Consider the following 15060-nt stretch of genomic DNA (forward strand, 5'->3'; position numbering starts at 1 on the left):
ATGGGCGGCTGAATTACACCAGCCGCACCTTGTACTGCCGCAGCCAGCGGTCGATTTGGATGATATAGGCGAAAATCTGCGGGGTACGCATGAGCTGACCGTACCAAGGCTCGGCCAGACTTTCCGGCCTTTCCATGAGTGCTTCGACCGCGGCATGGTTAAAGAGATGTGCGGCAATGGAGTCGCTGTCCTCAAAGATGCGGCGGACATAGTCGGCGCACAGGCGGGTATAGGCCGGATGGAAGGTTTTGGGGTAAGGGCTTTTCTTGCGCAGGACGATTTCCTCTGGCAGTTCGTGCGCAAATGCGCGGCGCACAACGCCTTTTTCCCGTCCGTTCAGCGCCTTGAAATCCCATGGCATGTTGTAGGCATACTCGACAATGCGGTGGTCGCAGAAGGGCACGCGCACCTCCAGACCGGAATACATGCTCATGCGGTCCTTGCGGTCGCGCAGCGTTGCAGCAGGATACCGACCGGAGAAAATCAGAAATGTGTAAAAATCCGCGAAAAAAAGGTATACAGCGCGCGCGAAAAATGTTATGCTTTTAACAAGAACATATGAGGATGAAACGGACAAGGAAGAGCAAGAGCATGGAACTTTTGAAAGAACGAATCAGAAAAGACGGCGTCATTAAAGAGGGAAATGTGCTGAAGGTGGATAATTTCCTCAATCACCAGATGGATATTGACCTGTTCAACGAGATCGGCAAGGAATTCAAGCGGCGGTTTGCCGACGTCAAGGTTGACAAAATCCTGACCATTGAAGCCTCCGGTATCGGTATTGCGGCGATTGTGGCGCAGTATTTCGGTGTGTCGGTGGTGTTCGCCAAAAAATCGCAGTCGATCAATCTGGACGGCACGATGCTGTCCGCGCCGATCGAATCGTTTACGCACAAGCGCAAGTATGAGGTCATTGTGGCCAGCCGCTTTTTACAGCCGGGCGAAAATGTGCTCATTATCGACGATTTCCTCGCCAACGGCTGCGCGGCGATGGGCCTGTGTCAGATCATTGAGGCGGCGCACGCAAAGGTCGCGGGCATTGGCATCGTAATCGAAAAGGGCTTCCAGTGCGGCGGCAAAATGCTGCGGGAAAAGGGGCTGCGTGTCGAGTCACTGGCAATCGTGGACGGCATGGATGCCGAAACACAGACCGTGCGCTTCCGGGACGACTGAGAACATACAAAACCGGCTGGTACAGCCGGTTTTGTCTTTTGCGGCGGCGCAGACACAGCGGCAGTTTGCGTCAAACAAGACAAGAGAAGCCGCTTTGATGCGTGGTCTGTTGGCTTATTTGTAGAAAATACGGGTTCGGGGCAAAAAAACAGCAAAAGCAGGTGGGAGCAGCCGCCTGTTTTTGTTATAATAAAAACGCTTCATTACACAAAACGGTAAGCAGGGAGGATAAAATGGAAAAAGAAAAGCAGCAAAACGGTGCGGCTGCGGAAAAGAAGTTTTTCGGACCGTACGACTTTCATGCCAAGCTGCCGCTGGGGCAGGCGATTCCGCTGGGTCTTCAGCACGTGCTGGCAATGTTTGTGGGCAACCTAACGCCCATTCTCATCATCACGAGCGCATGCGCCGCGATGAGCGACGCGGAGCAGTTCGCGGCGATTCAGGTGTCGCTGTTGCAGAACGCGATGCTGATTGCTGGTATTGTAACGCTGGTGCAGCTGTTCGCCATCGGACCTGTCGGCGGCAAGGTGCCGATCATCATGGGTACCAGCTCGGGCTTTATCGGCGTGTTCCAGAGCGTGGCCAACGTCATGGGCGGCGGTATTCTCGCTTACGGCGCGATGATGGGTGCATCCATCATTGGCGGTCTGTTTGAGGGCGTATTGGGCTTCTTCCTCAAGCCGCTGCGCCGGTTTTTCCCCGCGGTCGTAACCGGTACGGTTGTGCTGTCCATCGGTCTGTCGCTCATCAGCGTGGGCGTTGCCTCGTTTGGCGGCGGAACGGGCGCGAAGGATTACGGATCGGTTGAAAACCTGCTGATTGCGCTGGCGGTGCTGGTCGTTATTTTGATTTTCAAGCATTTCACCAAGGGCGTTTTGAGCTATTCGTGCATCCTGCTCGGCATCATTTTCGGTTATGTGCTGTGCGCGGTGTTGCCGCTGTTTATCTCGTCCACCGGCGTGACTGCCGAGGGCGTGGAGTACACCAAGGCATGGGTGCTCAACTGGGACAAGGTAGCGCAGGCCAGCTGGTTTGCCGTACCGGAGATCATGCCGGTGCCGATTGTGTTTGATGTGCGCGCCATTGCACCCGTTATGATTATGTTTATCGTCACTGCGGTTGAGACCGTGGGCGATATTTCTGGCGTAATGGAGGGCGGCATGGGCCGCGAGGCGACCGATAAGGAGCTGTCCGGTGGCATTATCTGCGACGGCCTCGGCTCTTCCTTCGCCGCCATCTTCGGCGTGCTGCCCAACACCTCGTTCAGCCAGAACGTCGGTCTGGTCACGATGACCAAGGTGGTCAACCGCTTTGCGCTCGCATGCGGCGCGGTATTCCTTATCCTGTGCGGTCTGTTCCCCAAGCTGGCGGCGTTGGTTTCCATCATGCCGCAGAGCGTGCTCGGCGGCGCGGCGGTTATCATGTTCTCGTCGATTGTCATGAGCGGTATTCAGCTCATCACCCGTGAGCCGCTGACCGCACGCAGCATGACCATCGTATCCGTGGCACTCGGCTTGGGCTACGGTCTGGGCGCGAACAGCGCGGTGCTGGCTGGTCTGCCGCAGGCGGTGCAGCTGGTGTTCGGCGGTTCCGGCATTGTCCCGGCGGCGTTCGTTGCCATCATTCTGAACGTGCTGCTGCCTAAGGAGAAACCGGCAGAAAACTAAACAGTATGAAAAAGCTCCTCTGCGCGATGCAGAGGAGCTTTTTGCTATTCGTTTGCCGTGCCGTAGTGGTATACGACGCGCAGACGGACCAGATAGTGGATGGAAACCACAATGCCGAGCAGCTCAGCTGCCGGGACAGCCAGCCACACCCCGATTTCTCCCAGCAGCAGAGGCAGAAGCAGCAGCATGCCGACCAGAAACACCAGCGTGCGGGCAAACGAGATAATGGCCGAGACGCGGCCGTCTGAAAAGGCGGTAAACAGGGAGGAAGCGAAAATGCTTACGCCCATAAACAGGAACGAGACGGCATAAATCGGAAAACCGTCGATGGTGATGGAGAATACACGGCTGTCCGCATTGGTGAACAACGCCAGACAGGGTCGGATGACGAGGAGCGACAGCACGGTGCAGAACACCGAGCACAGGATGACAAAGCCGATGCAGTAGTGGAACAGCCGCCGCAGCTGCGGCGTGTCCTGCGCGCCGTATTTATAGCTGAACACTGGAGCCACGCCCATCGAGAAGCCGAAAAACACGGCGGTGAACACAAACTGGAAATACAAAACGATGGTGATGGATGCGACGCCGTCCTCGCCCCAATAGTGCAGGAAAATCAGGTTGAACAGGTAGGTTGTGATGGCGTTTGCGATGTTGGTGACCATTTCGGAAGAGCCATTGGCGCAGGCGAACAGCAGCATGCGTCCGTCCGCGCGCGGGCGGACGAAAAACAGCGTGCCGCGCCGGTTGCAGGAGAAGAAGAACAGTCCGACCACGGCGGGCACAAGGTAGCCCAGTCCGGTGGCGATTGCCGCGCCCGCGATGCCCCAGTGAAAGCGCGCGATGAACACATAGTCCAGTACGATGTTGGTCAGACCACCGCCCACGGTCGCCGCGAGGCCCAATCCGGGCCGGCCCGCCGTGATGAACAGTGTCTGGAACGCGGTTTGCAGGAAAAACGCGGGCGAAAACAGCAGCAGGATGCGCGCGTAGGTGCGGCACAGGTCAAACTGCGCCTCACTTGCACCGAGCGCGGAAATGATCGGGTCGAGGAAGAATATCGCGGCAAGTAAAAACACCAGACTGACCACGACCGATACCGTTATCAGAAAAGAAAAGTTATGCCGCGCCTTGTCCTCCTCACCTTCGCCCAGCTGCCGTGCGATAACCGCGCTGCCGCCTGTGGCAAGCATGATGCCCAGCGCCATTTCCAGACAGTTGAGCGGATAAGTCATGTTGACAGCGGAAAGCGCCAGTGTGCCGACATAGCGGGAGATAAACATTCCGTCCACAATGGTATACATGGAGAGAAAAACCATCATAATGATATTGGGCAGCGCAAAGCGCATCAGCGAGGGCAGGGTAAACTGCCGCGCCAGTGCGTTATTCTCCGACATGACCGCGCACCTCCTGTTGAAATTTGGGAAAAATAGGCCGGGGGTAAATTGCCTACAGTATAGTATGAGTTAGGGGCAAAGTCAAGCGGGTAAAATACAAATGCGCTTTCTGTGGAAAAATAGTGGAAACCGCTTTGGAAAAGCTGCTTTCTATGGTATAATGTCTGCGAAGCAGGCAGAAAAACAGAGTATGACTGCAAGATGGCTGCGCTTCAAAGGATGCCGGCGGATGAACGGCGTCCGCGCAGCAGGAGATGGAACATGAGGACGGAAGGATGGGAAAGGTGCTTTCGATCAATCAATATGTACGGGCACAGAGCCTGGACGAAGCATATACGCTTTGCCAAAAGAAAAATAATGTGGTGCTGGGCGGCATGCTGTGGCTTAAGATGCACCGGCGACAGGTCGGCACGGCGATTGACCTGTGCGATTTGGGTTTGAATAAAATTGAGGAAACCGAAACCGAATACCGCATCGGCGCAATGGTGACGCTGCGCGCGCTGGAACAGCACGAAGGATTGGATAAACTCACGCAAGGCGCGATGGAGGAAGCGGTACGCCACATCGTCGGCGTGCAGTTTCGCAACTGTGCGACGCTCGGCGGCAGCTTGTGGGGCCGGTTCGGCTTTTCCGATGTGCTGACGCTGTTTCTCGCGCTGGATGCGCGGGTCGTGCTGCATCACGCGGGCGAAATGGCGCTCGCGGATTTTGCGGCGCTGCCGCGCACGACGCGCGACATCCTGACTGAGGTGATCGTGCCCAAGACGGCGCGACGGGTCGTATACCTGTCCCAGCGCAACATTTCAACCGATTTCCCGGTGCTGACCGTGGCGCTTGCCGCGCAGGATGGGGCGTATACCTGCGTCGTCGGCGCGCGGCCGATGCCTGCGGTTGTTTTTACCGATGACAAGGGCATTCTGGCGCAGGGCATCACTGAGGACAGCGCGCGCGCTCTCGCGGAGGATATTGCATCTCGCGCGGCGCTCGCGGGAAATCTGCGCGGCAGCGCGGACTACCGGCGTGAAATCTGCAAGGTGCTGGTGCGCCGGGCGGCGATGGCGCTCGGGAAGGAGGGATAAGGCATGGAAATCAAACTGACACTCAACGGCAAGCTGCTGACCGCCGAAATCGACGCGGACACGCTGCTGATTGACTTTGTGCGCGCGCATGGCTGCTATTCGGTCAAGCGCGGCTGCGAAACCGCAAACTGCGGCCTGTGCACCGTGCTGATGGACGGCACACCGGTGCTGTCGTGCAGTGTGCTGGCCGCGCGCGCGGCGGGCCACCATGTGCAGACGCTCGAGGGCTTGCAGGAGGAGGCCGAGGACTTTGTCGGCTTTATCGCCGATCAGGGTGCGGAGCAGTGCGGCTTCTGTAATCCCGGCTTTGTGATGAATACGATTGCTCTGCTGCGCGAGAATCCCGACCCGACCGATGACGAAATCCGCGCCTATCTCGCGGGCAACCTGTGCCGCTGCTCGGGCTACGAGGGCCAGCTGCGCGGTATCCGCGCCTATCTGGACAGCCGAAAGGGGGATGCATGATGGCGGAAACAAATTTTCGCGTGGTGAACAAGGCCGTGCGCAAAAAGGACGCGATGCAGCTGCTGCTGGGCAAGCCCGCCTATGTGGACGACGTGACCCCGCATGACTGTCTGGTGGTCAAGGTGCTGCGCTCTCCGCACGCGCATGCGCTGATTGAGGAAATTAACACGGATATTGCGCGCAAAGTGCCGGGCATCGAGTGTATTTTCACCTATAAGGATGTTCCACAGAAGCGGTTTACCATGGCGGGACAGACCTTCCCCGAGCCGTCGCCCTACGACCGGCTGATTCTCGATCAGCGCGTGCGCTTTGTGGGTGACGCGGTGGCTATCGTCGCGGGCGAAACCGAAAAGGCGGTCGATAAGGCGTTAAAGCTCATCAAAGTGAAATATCAGGTGCTCGAACCGGTGCTGGATTTCCATACGGCGAAGGACAACAAGGTTCTGGTGCATCCCGAGGACAACTGGCGTTCGCTCTGCCCGGTCGGTGCGGACAACCAGCGCAACCTGTGCGCGAGCGACGCTTGCGGCGACGGCGACGTGGATGCGGTGCTGGCCGACTGTGATGAGGTCGTCGAGCACACCTATCACACCAAGGCCTGCCAGCAGGCGATGATGGAGACCTTCCGCACCTATACCGAGATGGACCACTACGGACGGCTGCACATCATTTCCTCGACGCAGATTGTGTTCCATGTGCGCCGCATCATTGCAAATGCGCTGGACATTCCGAAGAGCAAGATTCACGTCGAAAAGCCGCGCATCGGCGGCGGCTTCGGCGCAAAGCAGTCGGTCGTGGCTGAGGTGTATCCCGCGCTGGTGACATGGAAAACCGGCAAGGCGGCCAAGATGATCTATACCCGCGAGGAATGCCAGATTGCAGGTTCGCCGCGGCACGAAATGGAAGTGCATGTGCGTGTCGGTGCAAATAAGGACGGCGTCATCCGCGCAATTGACGTATATACGCTGTCCAACACGGGCGCGTTCGGGGAACACGGCCCGACAACGGTCGGCCTGTCCGGTCACAAGTCGATTCCGCTTTACACGGGTAATCTGGAGGCGTTCCGCTTTGCGTACGATGTGGTGTACACCAATGTGCAGGCTGCGGGCGCCTATCGCGGCTACGGCGCAACGCAGGGCATTTTCGCGGTCGAAAGCGCGGTCAGCGAGCTGGCTGACCGATTAGGCATTGACCCGGTCGCCATCCGTGAGCGCAACATGGTGCGCGAGGGACAGGTTATGACCGCATATTATAATGAGCAGGCGAACGCCTGCGCGCTCGACCGTTGCATGGCACGCTGTAAGGAGCTGTTTGGCTGGGATGAGAAATATCCCGTGCGCGACATGGGAAATGGAAAGGTGCGCACCGCGGGCGTGGCGATGGCGATGCAAGGCTCGGGCATTTCGGGCGTGGACGTTGGTTCCGCGACCATCAAGCTGAGCGATGAGGGTTTCTATAATCTGTCGATTGGCGCGGCGGATATGGGCACGGGCTGCGACACCATTCTGGCGCAGATGGCGGCCGAGTGTCTGGATTGCTCGGTGGATGATATCGCGGTGTTCGGCGCGGATTCGGACGCGTCGCCGTATGATTCCGGTTCGTATGCGTCCTCGACCACCTATGTCACCGGCAAGGCAGTCGAAAAGGCGTGCGCGCAGCTCAAAGAGAATCTGTGCAAGGTTGCGGCGGACATGCTGAACTGCGGCACGGATGAGGTCGAATTTGCAGGCCGTACGGTCAAAAAGCTCGACGGCACGGGCGAGGTTTCGCTGTTTGACATCGCGACCAAGTCGATGTGCGGCAATGAAACCGCCGTGCAGGCGACCGCTTCGCATTCGTCGCCCGTCTCACCCCCGCCGTTCATGGTCGGTATGGTCGAGATTGAGCTGGATAAGGAAACCGGACAGGTCGACGTGGTGGATTACGTCGCGGTCGTGGACTGCGGCACGCCGGTCAATCCGGCGCTGGCCCGCGTGCAGACCGAAGGCGGTCTGGTACAGGGCATCGGTATGGCCCTTTTCGAGGATGTGACCTACGAGCCGACCGGACGCATTGTGGAAAACTCCTTTATGCAGTACAAAATTCCGACGCGGCTGGATATGGGCAAGCTGCGGGTGGAATTTGAGTCGAGCTATGAGCAGAGCGGCCCGTTCGGCGCAAAATCGATTGGTGAAATCGTCATCAACACACCCTCGCCCGCGCTGGCGCATGCCATCGCGCACGCGACCGGCGTTTGGCACCGTGAGTTGCCGATCACACCGGAAAAGGTGCTCTGGGGCATTCGGAAGGGACAGGAATGAAGCACATTCTGTTTTTAGCGTCGGGCAACAGCCGGCGTTTCGGAGAAAATAAGCTGTTGCATGTGCTGGACGGCAAGCCGCTTTACCGGCATGGGCTGGACATGCTGGCAGAACTGACGCGCGGGCGGGAGGACTGCACGCTGACCGTGGTTTCCCGCTATGCGGCGGTGCGCACGGGCGCGGAGGCGCTCGGTGTTCACGCGGTGGACAGTCCGGAGAGCGAAAAGGGCCTGTCCTACACGATTCGCGCGGGGCTGGATGCGCTCGACTTGCAGGACGGCGATTTTATCGTGTTCGTCGTGGCCGACCAGCCGTATCTGACCGCCGAGACGGTCGCGCGGCTGCTGGATGCGGCGGGTCCCGGCGTGCGCATGGCGCGCGTGGTATTTGGAGAGCGGCGCGGCAATCCCAACCTGTTTTGCGCGGCGCTGGCATCCGAATTGCGCGCGCTCGAGGGCGACGAGGGCGGCCGGGAACTGCTGCGCGGCGCGGACTGCGTGCTGGTGCAGGCGGGGAGCGAGCGGGAGCTGTACGACGTGGATGCATGGTCGGATTTGAACCAATAAAATAAACGGGACTGCCGCAGAGGGGGGCTTCTGCGGCAGTCTTTTTTTGCAGCGATTGTCATATCAATCGCCGTATGGCGCGCGAAAAACCACTTGGATGGTATCCTCTTCGACCAGCACCTGTTCGATGGCGGCTTTGGCAATCTGTTTTTTCTCTGCGATGGTGTAGGTCGGCCACTCGTCCAGTACGGCGGAAAAGAATGGCTCGAGGTCGGGGGGCTGATTTTGGTACAGTAATGCATCGCGCTGCGTCTTGCAGGTGTGCAACTCGTCATTTTCCTCATGAATTTGCGCGGAGATAATATGTATGACATCGGGTTCGCGGATATGAGCGAGGTTTTGCGTCAGCTGCCGGATGGCTTCCTCGTGTTGGGCGATGGCGATTTCCAGCCGATTGACCTGTGTGCTGCGCCGCTGTGGTGCCTGAAGCGGTATCGCGCGGTAGCTTCGCAGAAAGTGCAGCAGCCGGGCCTCTACCGCACCCTCGATTTGCTCCAGCGTCACCGTTTTGCTGCGGCCGGGGCAGACCGCGCTGCCGCGCTTGCGACCGCCGCAGTTGATATAGTGTCCGCGCATGCCGCCGGGTTTGTTGACGACTGTGATGGCGTATCCGCATTTTGCGCACTTCATCAGGCCGGAAAGCCAGCTGTGCGAACCCGAACCGCAGCTTTTGAGCGCCCGGTTCCGGTCGAGTTTGTGCTGTACATCCAGCCAGAGCATAGCGTCGACAAGACCCTCGTGCGGGGCAAGCGTGATGCAGCAGGTCGATAAATCGGTGAATTTGCGTCCGGTCGGCGGCTGCCTGGACGGTGTGGCCGCGCGCGGTGCATAGCAATAGCAGCCGCGCCGCTGGTCGTAGGACTCGATCGGGTCGTTCATGGTTGCGCCCTTCCCTTGCAGATAGCGGTAGACCGCCGCATCCGCCCGCACAAACGCGGGATTGCGCAGCAGACGGCCGAGCGGGAGTGTCGACCAGCTGCCGCTGCGCGCGGTGCGGTGTCCGTTGGCGTTGAGCCACCGCACCAGCGAGCCGAGCGTTTCACCGTCCTGTGCGTAACGCGTATATAGTTCGGCCATCAGTGCGGCCTGTTCGGGGTGGGGAACATAACAGGCGGTATGTTTGCCCTCGATAAGCGTTTGCCCCTTGGCAAAGCCGAACGGCGGGCGGCCGCCCAGATACATGCCGGTTTTTGCGCGGGCATAGTAGTTGTCGGTGACGCGCCGCTGGATGGTTTCGCGCTCAAACTGCGCGAACACCATCATAATCTGCGCCATGACCGTACCCGAGGGGCTGTCGTCCAGTGTGATACCTTCGGTGACCGACTGAAAATGCACGCCCTTGGCGGACAGGCGGCTGCATAGGCCGGTAAAATCGTGGACCGAACGGCTGATACGGTCGAGCCGGTAGACCAGAATTTTGTCGATGAACCCGGCTTCCGCGTCGGCCAGCAGCTGCTGCAGGGCCGGACGGTCAATATTCTTGCCCGAAAAGCCCTTATCGGTATAGACCTTGCAGGTTTCCAGTTCGCGCGCGGTCAGTGCGTCGCGGCAGAGCTGCGCCTGCTGTTCGACCGAAATGCTGTCCGCCCGTTCAACCGACTGGCGGGTGTAGACGGCCACCATGCTTTTTCCTCCTTTCCTGTGGCATGTGCGCGGTTATGAACGGTTATTTATCGGGCAGCGGGCGGTCAAATCCCTGACGGATGCGCGCAATCTGCGCTTTGAGCGCACCCGGCGTCAGCGCGGTGCCGCCGGTGGAAACGGTTGCCGTTGTGGTCATCGAAAAGATGCCTCCCTTATTGTGGAAAATAGAAAATAAACCGTCGATTGCTCTGGTATTTTTGTGCTGGTTTGATATAATACAGGATATAGGCCGATGCAGAACCGGTTGTGGGGAAACGGGTTTACATCCCGTGTATGGTTTGGGAAAGCGGTGCGCTATGAAAGAGCGAGTCAAAAACGGAAGTCTGTTTGTGTTGGCAATCATCGGGATTTTGCTGATTGCTTTCTCCCTCTATGGGTTGTTTTCGCAGCTTTGGGCGAAATGGAACGATGGCGGAAAAGATGAGACCGTGCAAACGGAAACCGTGCAGGAAGAGGTATTGTCGGACGAAGAAATGCAGGCGCAGCCAATTGCGCCGACAGACAGCGCCGATGTGTCGGTGCCGGAGGAGGAGCTGTACCAGCCGGGGGACAATCCGGATATTGACGCGGCGATACGTGAGGAACTGAACCGCATTCTGAACGAAACCGCTTTTTCCTACCATAATGATACGGGCAGGAACAAGGGATATGCGGGTGAACACCGCGCCAGCTTCACCAATCAGACCGATGTGGATTTCGGTATGATACAGCTGGAGATTTCATTATATAAACTGGACAATCCGCGGCAGTACGGGGATGATGCGACCATTCCGGACGAGCCGCTGGAGGTACATAACGCCTATGTCGGGCCGCTGACCGCGGGAGAGACCGTTCCCCTCTCCTTTACATCGGACACGGATGACTATAACTACTTTCTGTTCGGTTACGGTTATACCTTGGAGGAGTAGACGGGAGCGGAGGACTCTAAGCTGCGGTATCCCTGTGTAACGCTTCCTTCGAGCAGGGTCGCCATAAACCAGTCCAGATTGAGCACGAACATTTCACGCATGCGCGCATCCTTTTTGCTGTCGGTCGGCAGCTTTTCTGCGCGGCGGCAGGTGGCAAGATAGTGCTCACGGACAAATTCCGCGCCGTTTTGCACAATGCCGGGCGCAAGCAGGCCGAGCCGCAAATCGACCGAGCGCGACCACGGGAAGGTGTCCTCGAACAGGATTTCCTCCCGGTGGTACCACGGGTAGCCGCCGAATAGTTCGTCGGCGCACTCGCCGGACAGGCACACGGTCGTGCCGCCGTTCTTGACCGCCGCGCAGAACAGCAGCAGCGAGGAGTCCACGTCCGCCATGCCGGGCAGGTCGCGCGCATCGGTCGCGGGCAGCAGTGCGGCGCACAGGGCGTCCGGCTCGATGACGACGTTGTGATGCTTTGTGCCGAGCGTATCGACCATCATCTGAATGAATTCGTTATCGCTGTTGGGCTGGAAGCTGTTTTTGGTGAAATATTTGTCGTTGTCGCGGTAGTCAACCGACCAGGTGTGCAGTGTTTCGCCGCGCGCGGCATAGGTTTTGGCGGCCAGCATGGACAGAATGGATGAGTCCAGTCCGCCGGACAGGAAGCAGGCAAGCGGGACGTCGGACACCAGCTGCCGCTGTGCCGCGTCGCAGATGAGCTCGTGCGTGCGCGCAATGGTGGTTTCCAGATCGTCCGGGTGCTCATGCGCCTCCAGCTTCCAATAGGTGCGGTCGGCATAGCCCTCGGGCGTGAGCACGGCGTAATGCCCGGGCAGCAGGGAGTCGATCTGCCGGAATACGCCGGACACGGGTGGGCGCGCAGGACCGAGTAGCAGTACGGCGCGCAGACCGTCCTCGTCTACCTCTGGCTCAACTGCCGGATGGCACAACATCGCGCCGATGGTCGAGCCGAACACGATACCGTCCTGCAAGCGCGCGACAAACAGGGGCTTAACGCCCAGACGGTCGCGGCACAACACGAGCCGCCGTTCTTTCTTCTGCCAGATGGCGAACGCGAAAATGCCGTTGAGACGCTCGAACGCATCCGTGTCCCATTCGAGAAAGGCGTGCAGCAGTACCTCGGTGTCCGAATGACCGCGGAACGTGTGCCCGCGTGCAAGTAGGTCTTTTCGTATTTCTTCGGTATTATATAACTCTCCGTTATATACCAGTACCGTATTTCCGTCGGGTGCATACATGGGCTGCGAACCGCCGTCCGGGTCAATGACGATAAGGCGCCGGTGGACGAGCACCGCGTCCGCGTCCTGATAGTCGCCTGCCGCGTCCGGGCCGCGCGGCGTCAGGCTGCGCTGCATGCGTTCTGCCGCTGCGGCATAGCGGCGCGCGTCATGTTCATAATCGACAAAGCCGCCGATTCCACACATAGACTTTTCCTCCTTATATAATGGCCTTCTCTGCTTCTTATGCGGAAGCGGCGCGGAATATGTGAAAAACCACTCAGATAGGGCGTGGGATACCGGTCATGCATATACAAAATGCAAACAAAAGCCGGGATTCCACACAGGGTAAAAATATGAGGCTGCAATGGAAAAAAACGGGTCGAAAATCTCACGCAAAAGTGTGTTAAATCCTTGACATATTCCCGGCAAACGATATAATAGAAATAGACATGCTCCAAAGTAGGGTGTTGGCTTAGGACACGGCACTGCGGCCCATGGGCATCGGGTGCTGTGTTTTTCTGTACACCCGCGAATATTTTTTGGGAGGTATATGGCATGGATTTTAGGCTTACAAAAGAAGAAGCACTGTTCCAGAAGATGTGCCGTGAGTTCGCGCTTAACGAAGTAGAGCCGCTCGCAGCCGAGATCGACGAGCAGGAGCGCTATCCGGAAGAGACTGTCCAGAAGCTGATGAAGTACGGCCTGATGGGCATTCAGTTCCCCAAGGAAGTCGGCGGTTCCGGCGGCAACTATGTCTGCTACTCTATCGCAATTGAAGAGATGAGCCGTGTATGCGGCACCACCGGTGCTATCATTTCCGCGCACGGCACGCTGGGCGCATGGCCGATCTACGCGTTCGGTACCGAAGAGCAGAAGGAAAAGTGGCTCCGCCCGCTCATCGAGCCTAAGGAAGGCGCAAAGCTGGGCGCGTTCGGCCTGACCGAGCCTAACGCGGGCACTGACTCCGCTGCACAGCAGACCATCGCTGAAAAGCAGCCGGACGGCTCCTACATCCTCAACGGCACCAAGGTGTTCATCACCGGCGGCGGCCGTGCGGATACTTACGTTATCTTCGCGATGACCGATAAGACCAAGGGCAACAAGGGCATTTCCGCGTTCATCGTTGACAAGGATGACCCGGGCTTCTCCATCGGCAAGATCGAGCACAAGATGGGCATCCGTGGTTCTCAGACCGCTGAGCTGATCTTTGAAGATGTGCATCTGCCGGCTGACCGTCTGCTCGGCAAGGAGAACGGCGGCTTTAAGATTGCTATGATGACGCTGGACGGCGGCCGTATCGGTATCGCTTCTCAGGCACTCGGCATCGCGCAGGGCGCTCTGGACAAGGCGATCCAGTACATGAAGGAGCGCGTTCAGTTCGGCAAGACGCTGGACAAGTTCCAGGGCCTGCAGTGGATGGTAGCCGATATGTACACTCAGATCGACGCTGCCCGTCTGCTCGTTCGCCGCGCTGCGTTCAACCACGACGTTGGTCTGCCGTTCACCAAGGAAGCTGCTATGGCTAAGCTGTACGCTTCTGAGGTTGCAATGGACGTTACCACCAAGTGCGTACAGATCTACGGCGGCTACGGTTACATCCGTGAGTACCCGATGGAGCGCATGATGCGTGACGCCAAGATCACCGAGATCTACGAGGGCACTTCTCAGGTTCAGAGAATGGTCATCGCCGGTCAGGTTCTGCGCTAAGTAAAGGAGGAAAACTGAACTATGAAGGCTATTGTTTGTGTAAAGCAGGTTCCGGATACCTCCGGTAAGGTTGCAGTCAATCCCGACGGCACTCTGAACCGCGCATCCATGGAAACTATCACCAACCCGGACGACCTCAACGCGGTTGAGGCTGCCCTCAAGCTCAAGGACGAAACCGGCTGCAAGGTCGTTGTCATCACCATGGGCCCGGCACCGGCAGAAGGCATGCTCCGTGAGCTGCTCGCACGCGGTGCGGACGAGGCGGTTCTGGTTTCCGCTCGTGAGTTCGGCGGTTCCGATACCTTTGCTACCTCCCAGATCCTCGCGGCTGCTGTCAAGAAGGTTGGCCTTGAGGACGACGATATCGTATTCTGCGGCCGTCAGGCTATCGACGGCGACACCGCGCAGGTAGGCTCTCAGATCGCCGAGAAGCTCGGCATTCCGCAGATCTCCTACGCTGCCGACATCAAGAAGGAAGGCAACACCGTCACCGTTAAGCGTATGCTCGAGGACGGCTACATGACCATCCAGGCAAAGACCCCCTGCCTGCTGACCTGCATCAAGGAGCTGAATGTTCCGCGTTACATGTCTCTGGGCGGCATTATGGATTGCTACTCCAAGCCGGTTACGGTTTATGATTACAATACCCTCAAGGACGATCCGCTGATCGATCCCACCACCATCGGCCTGAAGGGTTCTCCCACCAACATCTTCAAGTCCTTTACGCCCCCGCAGAAGGGCCAGGGCAAGATGCTCGAGGGTGCTGACAAGAACACCTGCGAAACGCTCGCAGCTGAGCTTCTCAAGAAGCACATCATCTGATCGAAAGGAGAAACTATAATGGCTGAATTCAATAACACCAACCTCGCCGATTTTTCCGGCGTATGGGTATTCTGTGAGCAGCGCCAGGGCAAGC

Annotated in this window: 13 protein-coding genes; 9 read left to right on the top strand and 4 right to left on the bottom strand. The window is 58.2% G+C overall.

The features are described from left to right. Window positions 1–13: 13 nt before the first annotated feature. On the bottom strand, window positions 14–433 hold the full coding sequence (locus tag ACESSO_RS11010; protein WP_373165316.1) for an asparagine synthase-related protein: 420 nt from the start codon (window positions 431–433) through the stop codon (window positions 14–16). Between the two features lie 158 nt (window positions 434–591). On the opposite strand from ACESSO_RS11010, the gene ACESSO_RS11015 reads away from it, so the two are divergent. Beyond that, a complete protein-coding gene (locus tag ACESSO_RS11015; protein ID WP_373165319.1) occupies window positions 592–1173 on the top strand; it encodes a xanthine phosphoribosyltransferase in 582 nt (193 codons plus the stop codon). Between the two features lie 233 nt (window positions 1174–1406). Next, the gene (locus ACESSO_RS11020; RefSeq protein ID WP_373165321.1) at window positions 1407–2840 is read left to right on the top strand and encodes a uracil-xanthine permease family protein; all 1434 of its coding nucleotides are present in this window, start codon (window positions 1407–1409) and stop codon (window positions 2838–2840) included. Window positions 2841–2884: 44 nt separating this feature from the next. Here ACESSO_RS11020 and ACESSO_RS11025 read toward each other — a convergent pair whose 3' ends face one another. Next, window positions 2885–4234, bottom strand: a complete 1350-nt coding sequence (locus tag ACESSO_RS11025) for an MATE family efflux transporter (protein WP_373165323.1) — start codon at window positions 4232–4234, stop codon at window positions 2885–2887. A 275-nt stretch (window positions 4235–4509) separates the two neighbouring features. Between ACESSO_RS11025 and ACESSO_RS11030 the strand changes: the two genes are divergently transcribed. Genes ACESSO_RS11030 through ACESSO_RS11045 form a run of 4 tightly spaced genes read left to right on the top strand, consistent with a single transcriptional unit; the run spans window position 4510 to window position 8644 of the window. Beyond that, a complete protein-coding gene (locus ACESSO_RS11030; protein ID WP_373165325.1) occupies window positions 4510–5313 on the top strand; it encodes a xanthine dehydrogenase family protein subunit M in 804 nt (267 codons plus the stop codon). A 3-nt stretch (window positions 5314–5316) separates the two neighbouring features. Continuing rightward, entirely contained in the window at window positions 5317–5778 is a 462-nt protein-coding gene (locus ACESSO_RS11035; protein ID WP_373165326.1) for a (2Fe-2S)-binding protein, read from the top strand. Beyond that, window positions 5778–8078, top strand: a complete 2301-nt coding sequence (locus ACESSO_RS11040) for a xanthine dehydrogenase family protein molybdopterin-binding subunit (RefSeq protein ID WP_373165328.1) — start codon at window positions 5778–5780, stop codon at window positions 8076–8078. Before ACESSO_RS11035 ends, ACESSO_RS11040 begins: the two co-directional genes overlap by 1 nt. Beyond that, window positions 8075–8644 (top strand): NTP transferase domain-containing protein, encoded by a 570-nt coding sequence (locus ACESSO_RS11045; protein ID WP_373165330.1) that lies wholly within the window; start codon window positions 8075–8077, stop codon window positions 8642–8644. Before ACESSO_RS11040 ends, ACESSO_RS11045 begins: the two co-directional genes overlap by 4 nt. Window positions 8645–8707: 63 nt before the next feature. Here ACESSO_RS11045 and ACESSO_RS11050 read toward each other — a convergent pair whose 3' ends face one another. Then, window positions 8708–10267 (bottom strand): recombinase family protein, encoded by a 1560-nt coding sequence (locus ACESSO_RS11050; RefSeq protein ID WP_373165332.1) that lies wholly within the window; start codon window positions 10265–10267, stop codon window positions 8708–8710. 317 nt (window positions 10268–10584) lie between these two features. Between ACESSO_RS11050 and ACESSO_RS11055 the strand changes: the two genes are divergently transcribed. Next, complete coding sequence (locus tag ACESSO_RS11055) at window positions 10585–11196, top strand: hypothetical protein (protein ID WP_373165335.1); 612 nt, start codon at window positions 10585–10587, stop codon at window positions 11194–11196. Here the strand turns inward: ACESSO_RS11055 and asnB are convergent. Continuing rightward, window positions 11178–12641: an asparagine synthase (glutamine-hydrolyzing) gene (asnB, locus tag ACESSO_RS11060; protein WP_373165336.1), complete on the bottom strand. Its 1464-nt coding sequence runs from the start codon at window positions 12639–12641 to the stop codon at window positions 11178–11180. The genes ACESSO_RS11055 and asnB overlap by 19 nt on opposite strands. Window positions 12642–12992: 351 nt before the next feature. On the opposite strand from asnB, the gene ACESSO_RS11065 reads away from it, so the two are divergent. Together ACESSO_RS11065 and acrB are read left to right on the top strand one after the other, a co-directional pair. Further along, the gene (locus ACESSO_RS11065; protein ID WP_373165337.1) at window positions 12993–14144 is read left to right on the top strand and encodes an acyl-CoA dehydrogenase; all 1152 of its coding nucleotides are present in this window, start codon (window positions 12993–12995) and stop codon (window positions 14142–14144) included. Window positions 14145–14165: 21 nt separating this feature from the next. Beyond that, the gene (acrB, locus tag ACESSO_RS11070) at window positions 14166–14966 is read left to right on the top strand and encodes an acryloyl-CoA reductase electron transfer subunit gamma (RefSeq protein ID WP_373165339.1); all 801 of its coding nucleotides are present in this window, start codon (window positions 14166–14168) and stop codon (window positions 14964–14966) included. Window positions 14967–15060: the final 94 nt, after the last annotated feature.

It is taken from the genome of Agathobaculum sp. Marseille-P7918 (genome assembly GCF_964248325.1).
Classification (GTDB): Bacteria; Bacillota; Clostridia; order Oscillospirales; family Butyricicoccaceae; genus Agathobaculum.

What these genes read in the sequence shown, in the direction of transcription:
- asnB (WP_373165336.1), bottom strand. Translation starts at nt 12,641, where the DNA reads ATGTGTGGAATCGGCGGCTTTGTCGATTATGAACATGACGCGCGCCGC.
- ACESSO_RS11010 (WP_373165316.1), bottom strand. Translation starts at nt 433, where the DNA reads ATGAGCATGTATTCCGGTCTGGAGGTGCGCGTGCCCTTCTGCGACCAC.
- ACESSO_RS11030 (WP_373165325.1), top strand. Translation starts at nt 4,510, where the DNA reads ATGGGAAAGGTGCTTTCGATCAATCAATATGTACGGGCACAGAGCCTG.
- ACESSO_RS11035 (WP_373165326.1), top strand. Translation starts at nt 5,317, where the DNA reads ATGGAAATCAAACTGACACTCAACGGCAAGCTGCTGACCGCCGAAATC.
- ACESSO_RS11040 (WP_373165328.1), top strand. Translation starts at nt 5,778, where the DNA reads ATGGCGGAAACAAATTTTCGCGTGGTGAACAAGGCCGTGCGCAAAAAG.
- ACESSO_RS11045 (WP_373165330.1), top strand. Translation starts at nt 8,075, where the DNA reads ATGAAGCACATTCTGTTTTTAGCGTCGGGCAACAGCCGGCGTTTCGGA.
- ACESSO_RS11065 (WP_373165337.1), top strand. Translation starts at nt 12,993, where the DNA reads ATGGATTTTAGGCTTACAAAAGAAGAAGCACTGTTCCAGAAGATGTGC.
- ACESSO_RS11020 (WP_373165321.1), top strand. Translation starts at nt 1,407, where the DNA reads ATGGAAAAAGAAAAGCAGCAAAACGGTGCGGCTGCGGAAAAGAAGTTT.
- ACESSO_RS11055 (WP_373165335.1), top strand. Translation starts at nt 10,585, where the DNA reads ATGAAAGAGCGAGTCAAAAACGGAAGTCTGTTTGTGTTGGCAATCATC.
- ACESSO_RS11050 (WP_373165332.1), bottom strand. Translation starts at nt 10,267, where the DNA reads ATGGTGGCCGTCTACACCCGCCAGTCGGTTGAACGGGCGGACAGCATT.
- ACESSO_RS11015 (WP_373165319.1), top strand. Translation starts at nt 592, where the DNA reads ATGGAACTTTTGAAAGAACGAATCAGAAAAGACGGCGTCATTAAAGAG.
- acrB (WP_373165339.1), top strand. Translation starts at nt 14,166, where the DNA reads ATGAAGGCTATTGTTTGTGTAAAGCAGGTTCCGGATACCTCCGGTAAG.
- ACESSO_RS11025 (WP_373165323.1), bottom strand. Translation starts at nt 4,234, where the DNA reads ATGTCGGAGAATAACGCACTGGCGCGGCAGTTTACCCTGCCCTCGCTG.